Origin of the sequence: Streptomyces sp. CBMA152, assembly GCF_014596475.1 — a bacterium.
GTDB lineage: Bacteria > Actinomycetota > Actinomycetes > Streptomycetales > Streptomycetaceae > Streptomyces.
This window is the reverse complement of record NZ_MECJ01000028.1, coordinates 499,776-513,854: the sequence shown is the minus strand read 5'-3', so window position 1 is coordinate 513,854 and position 14,079 is coordinate 499,776. Positions and strand designations below refer to the sequence as shown.

Sequence of the window (14,079 nt, the reverse complement as noted above, 5' to 3'; positions counted from 1 at the left end):
TGCATCGATCTGTACGCAGGCATATACGGGTCGGCGGTTCGGACGGTTGGTTCACAGTGGGTAAGAAGAGCGCGGCAGCGGCGGCACTGGTCCTTGGCGGGGTGTTGCTGGCCACGGGCTGCTCGTCCGGTTCGTCGGGCGGCTCCGGGGACACTCCGGCCAAGACGGGCGACAGTGCGGCGCCCGGGAAGCCCTCCGCGTCGGCCTCCGCCGACGACAACGGCGCCGCGAGCGAGGCCGCGTACCGCAAGTGGGGCCTCAAGCCGTTCCCCGCGCCGCCCGCGCCCCCGGCCGACAAGCCGGTGAAGCCGAAGCCGGGCGAGGTCCCGGTGATCAGCGACATCCCCACGGACAAGAAGATCGTCTTCGTGACCTTCGACGACGGGGCCGAGAAGGACCCCAAGTTCGTCGAGATGATGCGCGATCTGAAGATCCCCTTCACGATGTTCCTGACCGACGCGGCCATCAGCGACAACAAGGCCTACTTCAAGCCCCTCCAGGAGCTCGGCAACTCCATCGAGAACCACACCCTGACGCACCCCAACATGCGTACGGAGAGCGGTTCGAAGCAGCAGCACGAGGTATGCGGCCAGCAGGAGAAGCTGACCAAGGAGTACGGCAAGGCCCCCCGGCTCTTCCGTCCGCCGTACGGCAACTGGAACGAGGCCACGCGCGCGGCGGTCAAGGCGTGCGGGCCCCAGGCGATCGTGCTGTGGCGCGAGTCGATGCAGATCCAGAACATGCAGTACCAGCGCGGCGACAAGAAGCTGCACCCCGGCGACATCATCCTCGCCCACTTCCGGGGCAAGAGTGAGCTCAAGGGCCACACGATGACCGAGATGACGGCGAACATGCTCCGCCACATCCAGGAGCAGGGGTTCACGGTGGCGCGCCTGGAGGACTACGTCTGACAGGTCCGGCGGGGTCGTGAAGGCGGCCGCGAAAAAATCTCCGAGAAAATCCGCGGGTCGTGTCGAATCCGGGTCCGGCCGTTCGACGTATGAGTGAGAAGGCGCAGTGAGGCGGGGAACAGCCCCGCATCCGCCCTCTCGCGACCCGAGGAGAACGCCATGCCCCGCTACCTGTCGATGGTCCGTATCAACGAGACCGAGTCCCCCGCCGAGGGCCCCAGCGCCGAGCTGATGCAGCGGATGGGCGCCCTGATCGAGGAGATGACCAAGGCCGGGGTCCTGCTCGACACCGGCGGCCTGACCCCGAGCGCGCAGGGCACCCGGGTCACCTGGTCCGGCGGGAAGCTCTCGACGACCGACGGCCCGTTCACGGAGTCCAAGGAGGTCGTCGGCGGCTATGCGCTGATGCAGTGCAAGGACCGCGCCGAGGCCCTGGAGTGGGTCAAGCGGTTCCTGACGATCCACGAGGACCACTGGACGGTGACGTCCGAGCTCCGCGAGATCTTCGAGGGCTGAGCCGACGGGCTTCCCGTACGCCGATTGCCGCCGGGCCGCGCCGGTGCTCTCATGAATGCCCGTGAGCACCGAACAGGACGCCGCCCGGGCCATCGAGGCCGTCTTCCGGATCGAGTCCGCGCGCGTCATCGCCGCCGTCGCCCGGGTCGTACGGGATGTCGGGATCGCCGAGGAGCTGGCGCAGGACGCGCTGGTCGCCGCGCTGGAGCGGTGGCCCGAGACCGGGGTCCCGGACAATCCGGGTGCCTGGCTCACGGCCACCGCCAGGCACCGGGCCGTCGACCTGGTGCGCCGCCGCGAGACGTACGCGCGCAAGCTCGCCGAACTCGGCCGCGACCTCGACGAGGCCGCCTGGGACCCGGACATCGAGGATGCCGGTGACGGCGACGCCATCGACGACGACCTGCTCCGGCTGATCTTCACCGCCTGCCACCCGGTGCTCTCCACCGAGGCCCGCATCGCCCTGACGCTGCGGCTGCTCGGCGGGCTGACGACGGACGAGATCGCGCGCGCGTTCCTGGCCCAGGAGGCGACCGTCGCCCAGCGCATCTCGCGCGCCAAGCGGACCCTCGCCAAGGCGGGAGTGCCCTTCGAGGTGCCGTACGGGCCGGAGCGCGCGGCGCGCCTCGAATCCGTCCTGGAGGTCATCTACCTCGTCTTCAACGAGGGGTACGCGGCGACCGCCGGGGACGACCTGGTGCGGCCCGCCCTGTGCGAGGACGCGCTGCGGCTGGCCCGGGTGCTTTCGGCGCTGATGCCGAAGGAGCCCGAAGTGCACGGGCTGGCGGCCCTGTTGGAGATCCAGGCGTCGCGCACCGCCGCCCGTACGGACGCCTCGGGGGCGCCGGTGCTGCTCGCCGACCAGAACCGTTCGCGCTGGAACCGGCTGCTGATCCGGCGCGGCTTCGCGGCGCTGACCCGCGCGGGCGAACTTGGCGGCGCGCCCGGCCCGTACGCGCTCCAGGCCGCCATCGCCGCCTGCCATGCGCAGGCCCCGACGTACGAGGACACCGACTGGGCGGCGATCGCCGCGCTGTACCGGCGGCTCGCAGCCATTGCCCCGTCGCCGGTGGTGGAGCTGAACCGGGCGGTCGCGGTCTCGATGGCCGAGGGGCCCGGGGCGGCCCTGGCGATCGTCGACGCCCTGGCCGCCGACCCGGCCCTGCACGCGTACCACCTGCTGCCCAGCGTCCGGGGCGACCTGCTGGAACGGCTCGGCCGACACGCGGAGGCCCGTGCGGAGTTCGCCCGGGCGGCGGAGCTGACGCGCAACGAGCGGGAGCGGGAGCTGCTGCGGGGGCGGGCGGCGGGCCGCTGAGAGTGCGCGGGAGCGATGAGTTTCCCGGGCGGGCCCGGTCTACCTTTCGAAAGCCGCCGGCATCCGCCGGACGGCCCGGCCGATCGGGAGGCAGCACCCATGCCCGCACAGAAGATCCAGACGTTCCTCTGGTTCGACGACCAGGCCGAGGAGGCCGCGAACTACTACGTCTCCGTCTTCGGCGGCGACTCGCGGATCGTCGACAGCACGCGGTACACGGACTCGGCGCCCGGCAAGACCGGCTCCGTCATGACGATCACCTTCGAACTCGCCGGTCAGCAGTACACCGCCCTCAACGGCGGCCCGCAGAACTGGAGCTTCAACGAGTCCATCTCGCTCGCCGTGACCTGCGAGGACCAGGACGAGGTCGACGACCTGTGGGCCAAGCTCACCGCCGACGGCGGCGAGGAGGGCCCGTGCGGCTGGCTCAAGGACAAGTACGGGCTGTCCTGGCAGATCGTCCCGCGCCAGATGCAGGAGATCCTCGGCGGCGGCGACCCGGCGGGCGTGGACCGCGCGGTGAAGGCCATGATGGGCATGGGGAAGCTGGACGTGGCGGGGCTGCGGGAGGCGTACGAGGGGAAGTGAACGGGGGTCGGCGGCCGGGCCTTTACGGGGGTGGCCCGGCCACGCGGACCGGCGCCGTCACCGCTCGTGCAGCAGCTCCACCACGCTCGCGACGTCCTCGTCCCCGTGCCCGTCCGCCACACGCCGCCGCATCAGGTCGAAGAGCGGGTCGAGGAGGTCGGCGCCGATGCCCTGGGCGCGGAGGAGGTCGACGAGCGCGTCGTGCGCCACGACCTGCATGGCGAGGTTGGACCCCGTCGTCGCGTACTCGCCCTTGGCCGCCTGCGCGGCCATCGCGGGCAGACTGCCCGACATGGCCTGCAGCCAGGGAACGAGCAGCCCGGTCGCGAACTCCTCCACGTCCCCGCCCGCCGAGCGCACCAGCGCCACCGACTGGAGGAACCCGGCGAACATCCCGTACATGCCGGTCAGCAGCGCCAGATCGTTCAGCGGTGCCTGGCCCGCGTCGTCGCCGAGATAGACCGCGCGGCCGAAGACCTTCAGCGTCTCGCGGTGCCCCTCGAAGGCGATCGTCGAACCGCTGTACAGCACCATGGCCTCGGGGCGGCCGATCATCGCGGGGACGGCCATGATGCCGCCGTCGAGGTAGTCGGCGCCCAGCGCCCGTACCTTGTCGGCCAGTTCACGGGCCTGTGCCGGGGAGCCGTTGGTGAGGTTGACGACGACCCGGCCGCGCAGCGCGGCACCGTCGGCGTCGACCAGCGCGTGCACATCGGCGTATCCGAGCAGGCAGAAGATGACCACATCGCTCGCCTCGGCGGCCGCCGCGACGGTGGCGGCCCGTCGGGCGCCGCGCTCCACGAGCGGGTCCGCCTTCGCGGGTGTGCGGTTCCAGACCGTGGTGTCGTGCCCCGCCGTGAGCAGGGCCTGCGCCAGGGCGCTCCCCATGGCCCCCAGGCCGACGACCGATACCGAACTCATCGCGAACTCTCCTTTTTCGGGCGCGTTGTTGATCTGCTTCGAGTCTCGGCCGGGTCGCGTGGCCCGACAAGTACCCACTAATAAGTGCGTACTTACCCATTAGTGCGTAGGAGAGGGGGCTCAGCGGGGCCTCCGACCGCCGGTAATCTCGTGCACATGTCACCGCGCACGCCCCTGCCACCCCCGCCGCCACCTGCGCAGATCCGTGCCTGGCCCGACCGTGACGCGCTCCTGGCCGACCGGGCGGGCGTCCTGAACGACCTCCTCGGCCGCCTCCTCGGCCCCGGGCGGATCGCGGCGCACTGGGGCTGGGCGGTGCTGCTCGCGACCGGCTGGGCGTTCACGGGGACGGCGGTGATGGCGTTCACCGAGGCGCTGGACGCGCTGTCGCTGCTGTTCGGCTTCGTCTGCCTGGTGATCGGGGTGGCCACGCTCGTACCGACGTCGATCGCGATAGCGGCGGGCGTGCGCAAGGACGCGCGGATCCGGGAACTGTTCGCCCAGTGGGCCGAGTTGGACCGCCACCCGGCGGACGCCGCGCTGCGCGCGGGCGGCCCGGTCCTCGGCTGGCTGCTGCCCGGCGGCCTGATGTGCGCGCTGGGGCTGTACGTGTGCGTGGCGGTCCCGGCGAGCGCCCGGCCCGGCGCCGACACCTACGGGATGGTGGTCCTCGGGATGGGCCTGGGTCTTGTCTGCTGGCTCATGGGTCTGATCGCGGTGGCGAAGGCCCTGAAGCACCGCCGCTGGGCCCTTCGGTTCCTGGCGCCGGCGCACCTATCCTGAACGCGCGTACGGAACGTACGGACGCGCGTTTCACGGGGAAGAGGCAGCAAATGGAATGGTATTGGTGGGTCCTCATCGTCTTCTGGATGGGTGGCTTCGGCTGGGCGGCCGACACCGCGCGCACCGCGCTGCGCACCCGCCACGAGCGCACGATGGAACGCCTTGAGGCGGCCAAGCACGAGCGGCTCGCCGTGGAGGCCGCGAACCGGCCCCCCGAGCCGGTCTGCGGCTGCACCCACCACCTCGCCAAGCACGACAAGCAGGGCAAGTGCCACGAGCGGGTCGAGGTGCCGGTCGCCTGGGACGAGTCCAAGAAGCCGGTCCGCTTCGAGTCCGGTCAGTGCAACTGCCAGCAGTACGTGGGTCCCCAGCCGCTGTCCCAGGTGTACGCGGAGGAGCTCACCGACCTCGCGTGACCAGCCGCTCGGCCACGGCGGTGAGCCAGGCGCCGGGGCCGTACGGGGCGGGCGGGTCGACCTCCATGCCGAGCTCGGCGAGCGCGTCGGCGTACCCGGACTCGTCGAGCCCGAGCCCGAGAAGTTCATGGACTTCCCCGGTGAGCCGGGCGATCAGATCGGGCGCGGTGCTGCCCAGGTAGTCGTCGACGGCGGCGTCATGGTCGTCGAACTCATCCGGCATGTCCTGCGAGAACCACCCGCCGAGCAGCTGCCCGAGCTCGGGAAAGCGGGCGTGCCACTCCCAGTGAGTACCGGGCGAGCCGGGCGGCGGCACCTCACCTTCCTCGACGCTGTGCCGAATATGGTCGGCCAGCGTGACGAGCCACTCCTGGATCGCGGACTCGGCGAGCCCCACGTCGGGCACGGGATAGAACTCCCCGAGCCGCAGCCGGAGCCGCCCGGGCGGGTTCTTCGCGTACTCCCGCAGCTGGGCCTCGGCGGTGGCCAGCGCCCAGGGCCGGGTGTGCCAGGTGTGCCGCAGATAGGCGTCCAGGGCGGCACTGCGCTTCTCGGGAGTGTCATCGGCGGCAAGCCCGAGATAGGCCCGCAGAACCTGATCCAACTCCCCATACTTACGGTCGTGTTCAAGCGGCTTGAGGGACATAGGACGCTGGCCTCTAGAGGTAGACGGGGAAGGTGGCGTGCACGGTGAAGCCGTGCGGGCTCGCGTCGCTGCGCTTCAGCACGACCCGCGCGGCCCGCACATCGACGGCCCCGCGCCCGGCCAGCATCATGGCCTGCAACAACACCCGCCCGACCGGCTCCTCCCGCGACGGCCAGGCGGCCTCCACGGTGAGCCGCTCCCGGGTCGACTGCCCGAGCCACCGATGAATGACCTGCTCGTTGTGGGTCACCACATGCTGGGTGGCCCACTGCGCGGTCGCACGGTCGGGGTAGGTGGCGGAACGGTTCCGTACGGGCGGACCGCTCTCCGTACCGCTTTCGCTGCTGCTCATGCCTCGCTGCTCATGTCTCGTTGGGGCCCATTCCGGGGGAATCCGTTCAGGTGGCGTCGAAGGACCAGACGATGCCGACCTCGGCGCGGGAGACCGCGATGAGGCCGAGGTCCCAGTCGTACCGGGAGAGCGGGTCGCAGCCGGTGACCGGGGCGTAGAAGTCCGGGGTGGTCGGGGTTCTCGTATCCGGTGTTCGTGTAGAACGCGGTGTCTTCCGGGAACCGGGAGAGGATCACCCGGGCCGCGCGTTCGAGGTCCGGCCGACGGGCCTCGAAGTCGTTGCTGCCGCGCTCCTTGGGGACGTCCAGCCAGGTGGTGGCCAGAAGGACCAGCAGCCGCTCCACGGCCGGCCGGGGCACCTCCCGCAGCCGGGCCCGCCACACCGCCGCGCCCTCGGGGTCGGTGGGCGGCACGACGAACGGGAAGGCCGGATCGGCCGCCCACTCCTCGTCGTCCGCGTCCACGTCGACCCAGTCCCACCCCCGGGGATCCACGGCCTCCCGCCGCATGACGGCGGCGACGTCCCGCACCCAGTCCTCCTGTACGCGCGGCCCCACCAGGGCATAGGTGTACCGCTGCCGGTACATCGCGAGCGCCTCGGCCCAGGCGGCTGCATCGGGGGTCGGCATTGCACGGCTCACGAGTGTTCCCGCAGCATGTGGTCGTCCACGGTCCGGAGCAGTTCGCGCAGGGCGTCCGCGGAGATCCATGGGATGGGGCGCAGCAGGTTCGTCCGCAAGGAGTCCGCGTCCGGGAAGAGGACGAGGGCGCGGTGTGCCTCGGCGGCGGTCCGGGGCAGTACTTCGGTGCAGAACGGGTGTTCCCCGGCGATATACGAATTCACGGAATCCGCCAGGGAAGTGGCTTCGACGTCATCGGTGAGATGAGCGGTGAACCCGCTGAGATGAGGGAACCCCATCCCCGCTTCCCAGGTGTTCATGGGAAGCTCGCTGTAGTCGGGCGGCAGGTCCCGGTCGAGAATGCGAACAATCCCCGCGAGCGTATGCAGGTATTCGGCGGCGTCCTCGTCTCCCGACGCCTGCGCCAGCTTTTGCCGGAATTCATCGGGAATCGCCACGGGCGAGTTCTCGGTGAGGAGTTCTCCGGCGACGTCCAGCATGGCCGCCCCCGTGCGGGCGGGGCAGCTCCATTTCGCCGTGTCCGACGCGCCGGTCACCCGGATGTACCGCCGGATCTCGTCGTCGAGGGACAGCTCTCCCTGCGATGTCTGCACTCTGATGGCCAGATCGATGAGGTGCGCCACCGGGCCACTGGTGAACAGGGCCGCCGTGTACGACTGCACGTGACTGCTGCCTTTGCTGCTAGGGGATCGGCATGGAGGTGACGACGACGAACGGCGGGTCCATCCCCTCCTTGTACTTCAGCGCCACCTGCACCGATCTGGTCTTGGTGGCCGTGGCGCCCATGCCGTGTGCATCATAGTCGGCGCGGGTAATGGTGGATCCGGTGTCCTCGTTGAACGTGAACTTGATCTGCGGCTGGATCGAGGAGTTGTTGGGATCCCAATTCGGGTTGTTCTTCTTCTTTTTCTCCACCCCTTGCAGCCATTCGTCGATCCGGATCGCGTTGTCGTGGTCGTTGAGCGCGGCCTGGGTGAATTTCTGCGCCGACGCCAGGTCCGTGAAGGAGGACGCGGCGGGGGCATTGGTCTGGTCGCGCAGCCGCTGGGCGAGCTGGTCGTCCGTCATACCGACGTGCCGGTCGATGGGATGGCTGCCGTGGATGCCCTCCTGGCTCGCCAGATCGATCGGGTAGTAGATGTTCTTCGGATCCTCGCCGGGAACCATGAAGTGGTGCTCGTCCTTGAAGGACTGCAGCGCCCGGGCGCCGAACCCCTCCGCCCTGGCCTCCTCTGCGAGGAATGTGGGCGCGCTCAGATATGCCTCGTCCAGCGCCGCCATCAGCGTGTTGAGCTGCGGCGTCAGCGCGTTGACCTTGCCGTTGTAGGTGTCGACGATGGAGTTCAGCTTGTCCGTGTCGATCTCCAGAACGATGCCCTCGCCGAGTTCGACCGCCCCCTTCGCCACCCCCTTCACGACCCCCTTGAACAGACCCACGACGTCCTTGACGTCGACCCCGTCCTTGAAGTTGACGTCGATCTTGGGGAGCGCGTCGTGCACGGCCTTCATGTACACCACATGGACTTCGTGGTTGACGTACACGGCGGCTTCCGCGAAGTGGTACAGCAGATCGCTGACCTTCTGCGCGGTGTCGAACAGCACCGTCATCACCGGGTGCGTGGCGGTCTGGGACGCCGATGAGTCGTGCTTCCACTCGTATCCGGCCGTGGACTTGCCCCACGCCTTGGTGCCCCACAGCGAGCTGCAGAACTGCCGCATGGCGGCGTGCCATTCGGTGTTGGTCTGCTGGGTGATGGACCCCACCAGACCGGTCAGCGCGCTCTCCGTCATGGAGAGGCTCATGGTCATCGACATCCAGGACTTGGACAGCGAGTTCAGATAGTGCTGCTGCGGAAAGGGGTAGACGTCGGCGACCTTCCCCATCCGGAAGGCGTGCTTGACGACCGGGCGCAGCACATCGCGGATCGGCCCCGGGACCTGTTCGAGGAGCGAACGGAGGAAGTCGTCGCCTCCGTCGTCGTCACCCCACTTCAGATTGGGAACGTGGCCGTAGGACGGTGCCTTGTCGATGACGTGCGGCAGCGGCTGCGTGACCGCCGGCGGGCCGCCGGGGTGGGCGGCGGCGTCGGCCTTCGCGTAGTTGTTGGCGGTCGTGGTGAAGCCGACGGCGACGCCGCCCACGCTCTCCACGGACTTGGCCCACACCTCCAGGAACCGGTTGCCCACTTTGACGTACGCCGTGGCGAACGCCTCGGACGCGGTTCCGTAGCCACCGGCATCGGGGTACTTCTGGAGGGCGGTCAGCAGGTCCTTGGCGGCCCGGTCGAACATCGGCTGCTGGCTCGCGACGCCGCCCGAGACCCGGTGCAGGTCCATCGGCTTGACGTCGATGGCGCCGTTCGCCGGCGGCGGAGGCGTGGCCATCAGGCGGCCCCCCAGCCGCGCAGCACGGCCCGGTGGGCCGAGGCGTAGTTGGCGTGGCCGGTGGTGACGACCTCGTGGAGCCAGGCCTGGCGGGCCTGGAGGTCCTGCATGTCGCGGTCCCAGCGGTCGAGTTCGTCGACGAACGCCTCGCGGGCCGCGCCGTCCCAGGTCAGCACGACCTTCTCGGTACGGTCGTAGAGCGAGCCCAGCTTCTCGTTGAGCTGCTTGAGGATGTCCTCCAGCTCTCCGGCGAGCTCGCGCAGCGTGCCGAAGCTGACGGCTATGTGGTCGTCGTCGGGCATGTTCCCCTGTTCCCCCGTTGAGCGTTCGTACGGCCTGGCTGTCGGACGTCAGAGATCGCTGATGCTGCTGCGCGGGCCCGGCTCGGGCGCCTGCAGCGCGTCGGCCTCGCGGGCCACGTCGACGTGGTCCTGTATCTCCCGCATCCGCGCGAGGACTTCGAGGTCCTGCTCGCTGAACCCGTCCCGGCTCAGCCGCACGGCCTCCTCGATGACCTGGAGGACCCCCCGGATGCGCACGGCGTCCTTGGCCGCGCCCCGGTGCAGATCGCGGTAGGCCGACCCGGCCGGGCCCTTCCAGCCCGCCTCGATCCGGTCGACGATCCCGTCCATGCGGCGGACCTGCTTGTCGAGATGGCGCTGCATCTCGTCGAGATCGTGCGCCAGCGTCTTGAGCCCGTCCTCGTGGGGCACGCCGAGATCAGGTCGCTTGTCCATAAATCGCCTCCCCCGAACGTCTGGATGATCTCTTGCACCCTAACAACGCCCTGTGACAACAGAGCAGTTGCAAAGAGCAGGGGATGTGACGAGTGTTACGCCGGGGCCGCCACCGGGTGCCCGACCAGCATCGTCGGCGCTCCCGCCACCCGGGTCAGGAACACGGTGGCCGAGTTGCGCCCCTGGAGCTTCATCTTGCGCCGCAGCTCCTCCGGCTCGACCGCCGAGCCGCGCTTCTTGACGGTGAGGATCCCGACCTCGCGCTCGCGCAGCAGCGCCTTCAGCTTCTTCATGTTGAAGGGGAGTTCGTCGGTGATCTCGTACGCGGTGGTGTACGGGGAGACGTACGGCTCGTCGTTCGTCACGTACGCGATCGTCTCGTCGACGAGGCGGCCGCCGCTCGCCGCGACGATTTCGGCCACCAGATGCGCGCGGATGACGGCGCCGTCCGGCTCGTACAGATACCGCCCGATCGGTCCCACCGGCGGGGCGGGCAGCGGCGCCGAGGTCCACAGGGACGCGTGCGCGGGCAGCAGCGTGGCGCGGACGGAGCCGGGGGTGACGGCGCCGCGCATCCCACCGGCGCCGGGGGACTCGGCGGCGCCCGGTTCGACGGCCCCGCTGTCCCTGTCCCCGGCGGCCGGTTCGACGGCCCCACTGCCTCTGCCCCCGGCGCCCGGTTCGACCGCCCCGCCCCCGAACCACAGCACCGCCTCCTTCACGTCCCCGCCGTCCGAGATCCACTCGGCCTCGGCCTGAGGCGGGATCGCCTCGTGCGGGATGCCGGGGGCGATCTTGAGGGCGGCGAAGGGCGCCTTCAGGGCCGCGCCGACCGCCCACGACAGTGGCGGCGAGTATGCCTCCGGGTCGAAGATCCGGCCGCGCCCCCCACGCCGCGCCGGGTCGACGAACACCGCGTCCCACCCCGACGTGTCCACGTCCGCCACGTCCGCGCACCGCACCTCGATCAGCTCGGCGAGCCCGAGCGCCGCCGCGTTGGCGCGGGCGACCTCGGCCGTCAGCTCGTCGCGGTCCACCGCGAGGACCTTGATGCCCGCGCGGGCCAGCGCGAGCGCGTCGCCGCCGATGCCGCAGCAGAGGTCGGCGACCCCGCGTACACCGTGCGCGGCGAAGACCCCGGCGCGGTACGCGGCCACCGTGGCCCGCGTCGACTGCTCGACGCCGTTGGGCGTGAAGAACATCCGGTACGCGTCGTCCGCGCCGAACTTCGCCACCGCGCGCTGGCGCAGCCGCGCCTGGGCGAGCGCCGCCGAGACCAGTTCGGGGGCGTGCGTGCGGCGCAGCCGGGTCGCCACCGCCAGCTCCTGGGACGGGTCGTAGTCGCGGAGCGAGTCCAGCAGGCCCCGGCCCTCGGGAGCGAGCAGGGCGCGGAAGGAGTCGAGGTCGTTCACCTGCCCCATTGTGGGCCAGGCGGGGGACGGGCCGCGTCCTGTGGTGGGTGTCGCCCGGGCGATCCGGCCCTGCGCTGACAGGATGCGGCGGCATGCAGCTTGTACGACAAAAGGAAGAATCCGGATCAATCGGACCACCCGTATCGCGCGGAGCGCCGCGCGCCCCGCGCACGCGCCGCACCCCCTGTCTCGTCCTCGCCGGTCTCGTCGCCGCCGCGCTCGCCTCCGGGTGCGCCGCCGAGGAGCCGGGCGGCGGGCGCCACGGGGCCAAGCCCGCCGGCGGCTCGCAGGCGTACCAGAACGACGCCGCCCGCGCCCTCGCCGGCTACTCCGACCAGCTCAAGGAGGCACAGGAGGCCAGGGTCGCCGCCACCAAGAAGTGGAAGCTGGCGAAGGTGCCGCTTGCCGCGCCCGCCCCGCCCGCCGTCAAACCGAAGATCACCAACCGGCCCGGGTTCGAGACCGACGGCGGGGACTCGCTGCCGCCCGTCTTCACCACCGTGCCGACGAAGAAACGGATCGTCTTCCTCACCATCGACGACGGCGCCGAGAAGGACCCGGCGCTGCTGAAGATGATGCAGGAACTGCGCATCCCCTACAGCGCGTTCCTCAGCGACTACCTCGTCCGCACCGACTACCCGTACTTCAAGCGGATGCAGGGCCTCGGCGTCACCCTCAACAACCACACCCTCAACCACCGTTACATGCCCGCACTTTCGTACGACACACAGCACCACGAGATCTGCGACCAGCAGGACAAGATCGAGAAATGGGCGGGCAAACGGCCCCGGCTCTTCCGGCCGCCGTACGGCAACTACAACGAGGACACCCTGCGCGCGGCTCAGTCGTGTGGCGTCAAGGCCGTGCCCTTGTGGGCGGCGGAGGCGTTTCCCGATCACATGGAGTGGCGCGAGTGGGACCGCGACCTGCACCCCGGCGACATCATCCTGACCCATTTCCGGGGACGTGAGGACTGGAAGGGCACGATGCCCGACATGATCCGCAACGTCATGAAGGTGGTCACCGACAAGGGATACGCGGTGGCCAGGCTGGAGGACTACGTATGACACGCGCGCACCGGCGGCTGGCCGGTCTGCTGGCGGCCGGTGCGCTCGCGGTCTCGCTGTTCTCGGCGACGGGCTGCGCCCAGTCCGTCGACCCGATCGGGCGGCTCGGCCGCAAGGCGGCGGCGAAGGTCGCGCCGCGTACGGGCGCCCGCGAGGCGGCAGCCCGGCGGTGGGGGCTCGCGGGACCGCTCCCGCCCGCCCCCGCGCCCCCCGCGCGCCGGCCCGCGCTCCCGTTCGTGGTGGACCGGGTGCCGCTGCCCGACCGGCAGAAGGTCGTCTTCGTGACGTACGACGGGGCGGTGCGCGACCCTGCGCTCCAGCGGATGGTGCACGAGCTGAAGCTGCCGGTCTCCACGTTCGCCTCGCCGTCCGGCCACGCTTCCGACCTGCGGGCACTGCCGTACGAGGGGCAGCGCGCGGAGATCTGCGGGCGCGGGGTGCGGCCGCGGCTGTTCCGGCCGCCGTCCGGGGGGTACAACGCGGACACCCTGCGAGCGGCGCGTGCCTGTGGGGTGCGGTCGCTGGTGCTGTGGCGGGCCGCGATGTCCTCGCGGGGGGATGCGCTGCACTACCGCTCGGGGGCGCGGCTGCGTCCCGGCGACATCGTCCTGGCCCGCTGCACCGGCCCCGGCACACCGGCCGCGCGGACCGCGCGGATGCTGCGGCGCATTCAGGAGCAGGGGTTCACCGTGGGGCGGCTGGAGGATTACGTGTAGGGGGGGTGCCGGATGTTGTCCGCGGGTCGTCTGTGGCTGATCGCGGCCTGATTGCCCAGGGGTGCGGGGAACTGTGCGACCGGCCCGGCACGTTCCGCAGACGGACGAAGGCGCCACCCCGCAGCTCGCGAATCCGGCATCGGATTGGCACTCCGCTTGACCGAGTGCTAACCGCCGTCCTAGTCTCGGCTCTGGCACTCCCCACCGGAGAGTGCCAACACAGCGACGGGCAGGTCCGGCACCCGCGACGACGGATCCACCTGGTCGCCACCCCAAACAGTTAACCCCGTGAGATCTCCGAAGGGGGAGACCGGATCGTGACGACCGCCAGCTCCAAGGTTGCCATCAAGCCGCTTGAGGACCGCATCGTGGTCCAGCCGCTCGACGCCGAGCAGACCACGGCCTCCGGCCTGGTCATCCCGGACACCGCGAAGGAGAAGCCCCAGGAGGGTGCTGTCCTCGCCGTGGGCCCGGGCCGCTTCGAGAACGGCGAGCGCCTGCCGCTCGACGTCAAGGTCGGCGACGTCGTGCTCTACAGCAAGTACGGCGGCACCGAGGTGAAGTACAACGGCGACGAGTACCTCGTCCTCTCGGCTCGCGACGTGCTCGCGATCATCGAGAAGTAATCGCTTCACCGGCACATGTGCCTGAGCTGCGCCCCTGGTCATCC

Annotated in this window: 18 protein-coding genes; 9 read left to right on the top strand and 9 right to left on the bottom strand. The window is 70.4% G+C overall.

The annotated features are described in order from the left end of the window. Positions 1–56: 56 nt before the first annotated feature. From BG418_RS25820 to BG418_RS25805, 4 genes are all read left to right on the top strand, one after another. The gene (locus BG418_RS25820; protein WP_188276357.1) at positions 57–911 is read left to right on the top strand and encodes a polysaccharide deacetylase family protein; all 855 of its coding nucleotides are present in this window, start codon (positions 57–59) and stop codon (positions 909–911) included. A 159-nt stretch (positions 912–1,070) separates the two neighbouring features. Then, the gene (locus BG418_RS25815; RefSeq protein ID WP_188276356.1) at positions 1,071–1,427 is read left to right on the top strand and encodes a YciI family protein; all 357 of its coding nucleotides are present in this window, start codon (positions 1,071–1,073) and stop codon (positions 1,425–1,427) included. Between the two features lie 61 nt (positions 1,428–1,488). Continuing rightward, positions 1,489–2,745 carry an RNA polymerase sigma factor gene (locus tag BG418_RS25810; RefSeq protein ID WP_399000261.1) on the top strand — a complete coding sequence of 419 codons (1,257 nt, stop codon included), beginning with the start codon at positions 1,489–1,491 and terminating at the stop codon, positions 2,743–2,745. A gap of 99 nt (positions 2,746–2,844) precedes the next feature. Beyond that, positions 2,845–3,333: a VOC family protein gene (locus BG418_RS25805; RefSeq protein ID WP_188276354.1), complete on the top strand. Its 489-nt coding sequence runs from the start codon at positions 2,845–2,847 to the stop codon at positions 3,331–3,333. 57 nt (positions 3,334–3,390) lie between these two features. On the opposite strand, the gene BG418_RS25800 is transcribed toward BG418_RS25805, so the two are convergent. Then, on the bottom strand, positions 3,391–4,332 hold the full coding sequence (locus BG418_RS25800; protein WP_317453756.1) for an NAD(P)-binding domain-containing protein: 942 nt from the start codon (positions 4,330–4,332) through the stop codon (positions 3,391–3,393). A 78-nt stretch (positions 4,333–4,410) separates the two neighbouring features. On the opposite strand from BG418_RS25800, the gene BG418_RS25795 reads away from it, so the two are divergent. Both BG418_RS25795 and BG418_RS25790 read left to right on the top strand, forming a co-directional pair. Further along, on the top strand, positions 4,411–5,037 hold the full coding sequence (locus BG418_RS25795) for a hypothetical protein (RefSeq protein ID WP_188276352.1): 627 nt from the start codon (positions 4,411–4,413) through the stop codon (positions 5,035–5,037). A 50-nt stretch (positions 5,038–5,087) separates the two neighbouring features. Further along, positions 5,088–5,453, top strand: coding sequence for a hypothetical protein (locus BG418_RS25790; RefSeq protein ID WP_188276351.1), 366 nt, complete (start codon positions 5,088–5,090; stop codon positions 5,451–5,453). Here the strand turns inward: BG418_RS25790 and BG418_RS25785 are convergent. From BG418_RS25785 to BG418_RS40095, 8 genes are all read right to left on the bottom strand, one after another. Beyond that, a complete protein-coding gene (locus BG418_RS25785) occupies positions 5,437–6,099 on the bottom strand; it encodes a contact-dependent growth inhibition system immunity protein (RefSeq protein WP_188276350.1) in 663 nt (220 codons plus the stop codon). The genes BG418_RS25790 and BG418_RS25785 overlap by 17 nt on opposite strands. Before the next feature lie 13 nt (positions 6,100–6,112). Further along, complete coding sequence (locus BG418_RS25780; RefSeq protein ID WP_188276349.1) at positions 6,113–6,451, bottom strand: RNase A-like domain-containing protein; 339 nt, start codon at positions 6,449–6,451, stop codon at positions 6,113–6,115. Further along, a complete protein-coding gene (locus BG418_RS25775) occupies positions 6,448–7,080 on the bottom strand; it encodes a hypothetical protein (protein WP_223185368.1) in 633 nt (210 codons plus the stop codon). The genes BG418_RS25780 and BG418_RS25775 overlap by 4 nt, the downstream gene beginning before the upstream one ends. A gap of 8 nt (positions 7,081–7,088) precedes the next feature. Beyond that, positions 7,089–7,754 (bottom strand): hypothetical protein, encoded by a 666-nt coding sequence (locus BG418_RS25770; protein WP_188276348.1) that lies wholly within the window; start codon positions 7,752–7,754, stop codon positions 7,089–7,091. Positions 7,755–7,773: 19 nt separating this feature from the next. Continuing rightward, positions 7,774–9,477 (bottom strand): RNase A-like domain-containing protein, encoded by a 1,704-nt coding sequence (locus tag BG418_RS40100; protein WP_223185367.1) that lies wholly within the window; start codon positions 9,475–9,477, stop codon positions 7,774–7,776. Then, positions 9,477–9,779: a WXG100 family type VII secretion target gene (locus tag BG418_RS25760; RefSeq protein WP_188276347.1), complete on the bottom strand. Its 303-nt coding sequence runs from the start codon at positions 9,777–9,779 to the stop codon at positions 9,477–9,479. Before BG418_RS25760 ends, BG418_RS40100 begins: the two co-directional genes overlap by 1 nt. A gap of 48 nt (positions 9,780–9,827) precedes the next feature. Next, positions 9,828–10,214, bottom strand: a complete 387-nt coding sequence (locus BG418_RS25755) for a WXG100 family type VII secretion target (protein WP_188276346.1) — start codon at positions 10,212–10,214, stop codon at positions 9,828–9,830. 95 nt (positions 10,215–10,309) lie between these two features. Continuing rightward, positions 10,310–11,635, bottom strand: a complete 1,326-nt coding sequence (locus BG418_RS40095) for a class I SAM-dependent methyltransferase (RefSeq protein ID WP_223185366.1) — start codon at positions 11,633–11,635, stop codon at positions 10,310–10,312. An 83-nt stretch (positions 11,636–11,718) separates the two neighbouring features. Here BG418_RS40095 and BG418_RS25740 point away from each other — a divergent pair, with 83 nt between their 5' ends. The 3 genes from BG418_RS25740 to groES all read left to right on the top strand — a co-directional run bounded on the left by BG418_RS25740 (position 11,719) and on the right by groES (position 14,035). Beyond that, on the top strand, positions 11,719–12,693 hold the full coding sequence (locus BG418_RS25740; RefSeq protein WP_188276345.1) for a polysaccharide deacetylase family protein: 975 nt from the start codon (positions 11,719–11,721) through the stop codon (positions 12,691–12,693). Then, entirely contained in the window at positions 12,690–13,409 is a 720-nt protein-coding gene (locus BG418_RS25735; protein ID WP_188276344.1) for a hypothetical protein, read from the top strand. Before BG418_RS25740 ends, BG418_RS25735 begins: the two co-directional genes overlap by 4 nt. Before the next feature lie 317 nt (positions 13,410–13,726). Beyond that, positions 13,727–14,035, top strand: a complete 309-nt coding sequence (gene groES, locus BG418_RS25730; RefSeq protein WP_004955293.1) for a co-chaperone GroES — start codon at positions 13,727–13,729, stop codon at positions 14,033–14,035. Positions 14,036–14,079 lie beyond the last annotated feature (44 nt).

Excerpts from the sequence above, each read along its gene's own strand:
- BG418_RS25815 (WP_188276356.1), top strand. The coding sequence starts at position 1,071 with ATGCCCCGCTACCTGTCGATGGTCCGTATCAACGAGACCGAGTCCCCC.
- BG418_RS25805 (WP_188276354.1), top strand. The coding sequence starts at position 2,845 with ATGCCCGCACAGAAGATCCAGACGTTCCTCTGGTTCGACGACCAGGCC.
- BG418_RS25795 (WP_188276352.1), top strand. The coding sequence starts at position 4,411 with ATGTCACCGCGCACGCCCCTGCCACCCCCGCCGCCACCTGCGCAGATC.
- BG418_RS25790 (WP_188276351.1), top strand. The coding sequence starts at position 5,088 with ATGGAATGGTATTGGTGGGTCCTCATCGTCTTCTGGATGGGTGGCTTC.
- BG418_RS25785 (WP_188276350.1), bottom strand. The coding sequence starts at position 6,099 with ATGTCCCTCAAGCCGCTTGAACACGACCGTAAGTATGGGGAGTTGGAT.
- BG418_RS25780 (WP_188276349.1), bottom strand. The coding sequence starts at position 6,451 with ATGAGCAGCAGCGAAAGCGGTACGGAGAGCGGTCCGCCCGTACGGAAC.
- BG418_RS25775 (WP_223185368.1), bottom strand. The coding sequence starts at position 7,080 with ATGCCGACCCCCGATGCAGCCGCCTGGGCCGAGGCGCTCGCGATGTAC.
- BG418_RS40100 (WP_223185367.1), bottom strand. The coding sequence starts at position 9,477 with ATGGCCACGCCTCCGCCGCCGGCGAACGGCGCCATCGACGTCAAGCCG.
- BG418_RS25760 (WP_188276347.1), bottom strand. The coding sequence starts at position 9,779 with ATGCCCGACGACGACCACATAGCCGTCAGCTTCGGCACGCTGCGCGAG.
- BG418_RS25755 (WP_188276346.1), bottom strand. The coding sequence starts at position 10,214 with ATGGACAAGCGACCTGATCTCGGCGTGCCCCACGAGGACGGGCTCAAG.
- BG418_RS40095 (WP_223185366.1), bottom strand. The coding sequence starts at position 11,635 with ATGGGGCAGGTGAACGACCTCGACTCCTTCCGCGCCCTGCTCGCTCCC.
- BG418_RS25740 (WP_188276345.1), top strand. The coding sequence starts at position 11,719 with ATGCAGCTTGTACGACAAAAGGAAGAATCCGGATCAATCGGACCACCC.
- BG418_RS25735 (WP_188276344.1), top strand. The coding sequence starts at position 12,690 with ATGACACGCGCGCACCGGCGGCTGGCCGGTCTGCTGGCGGCCGGTGCG.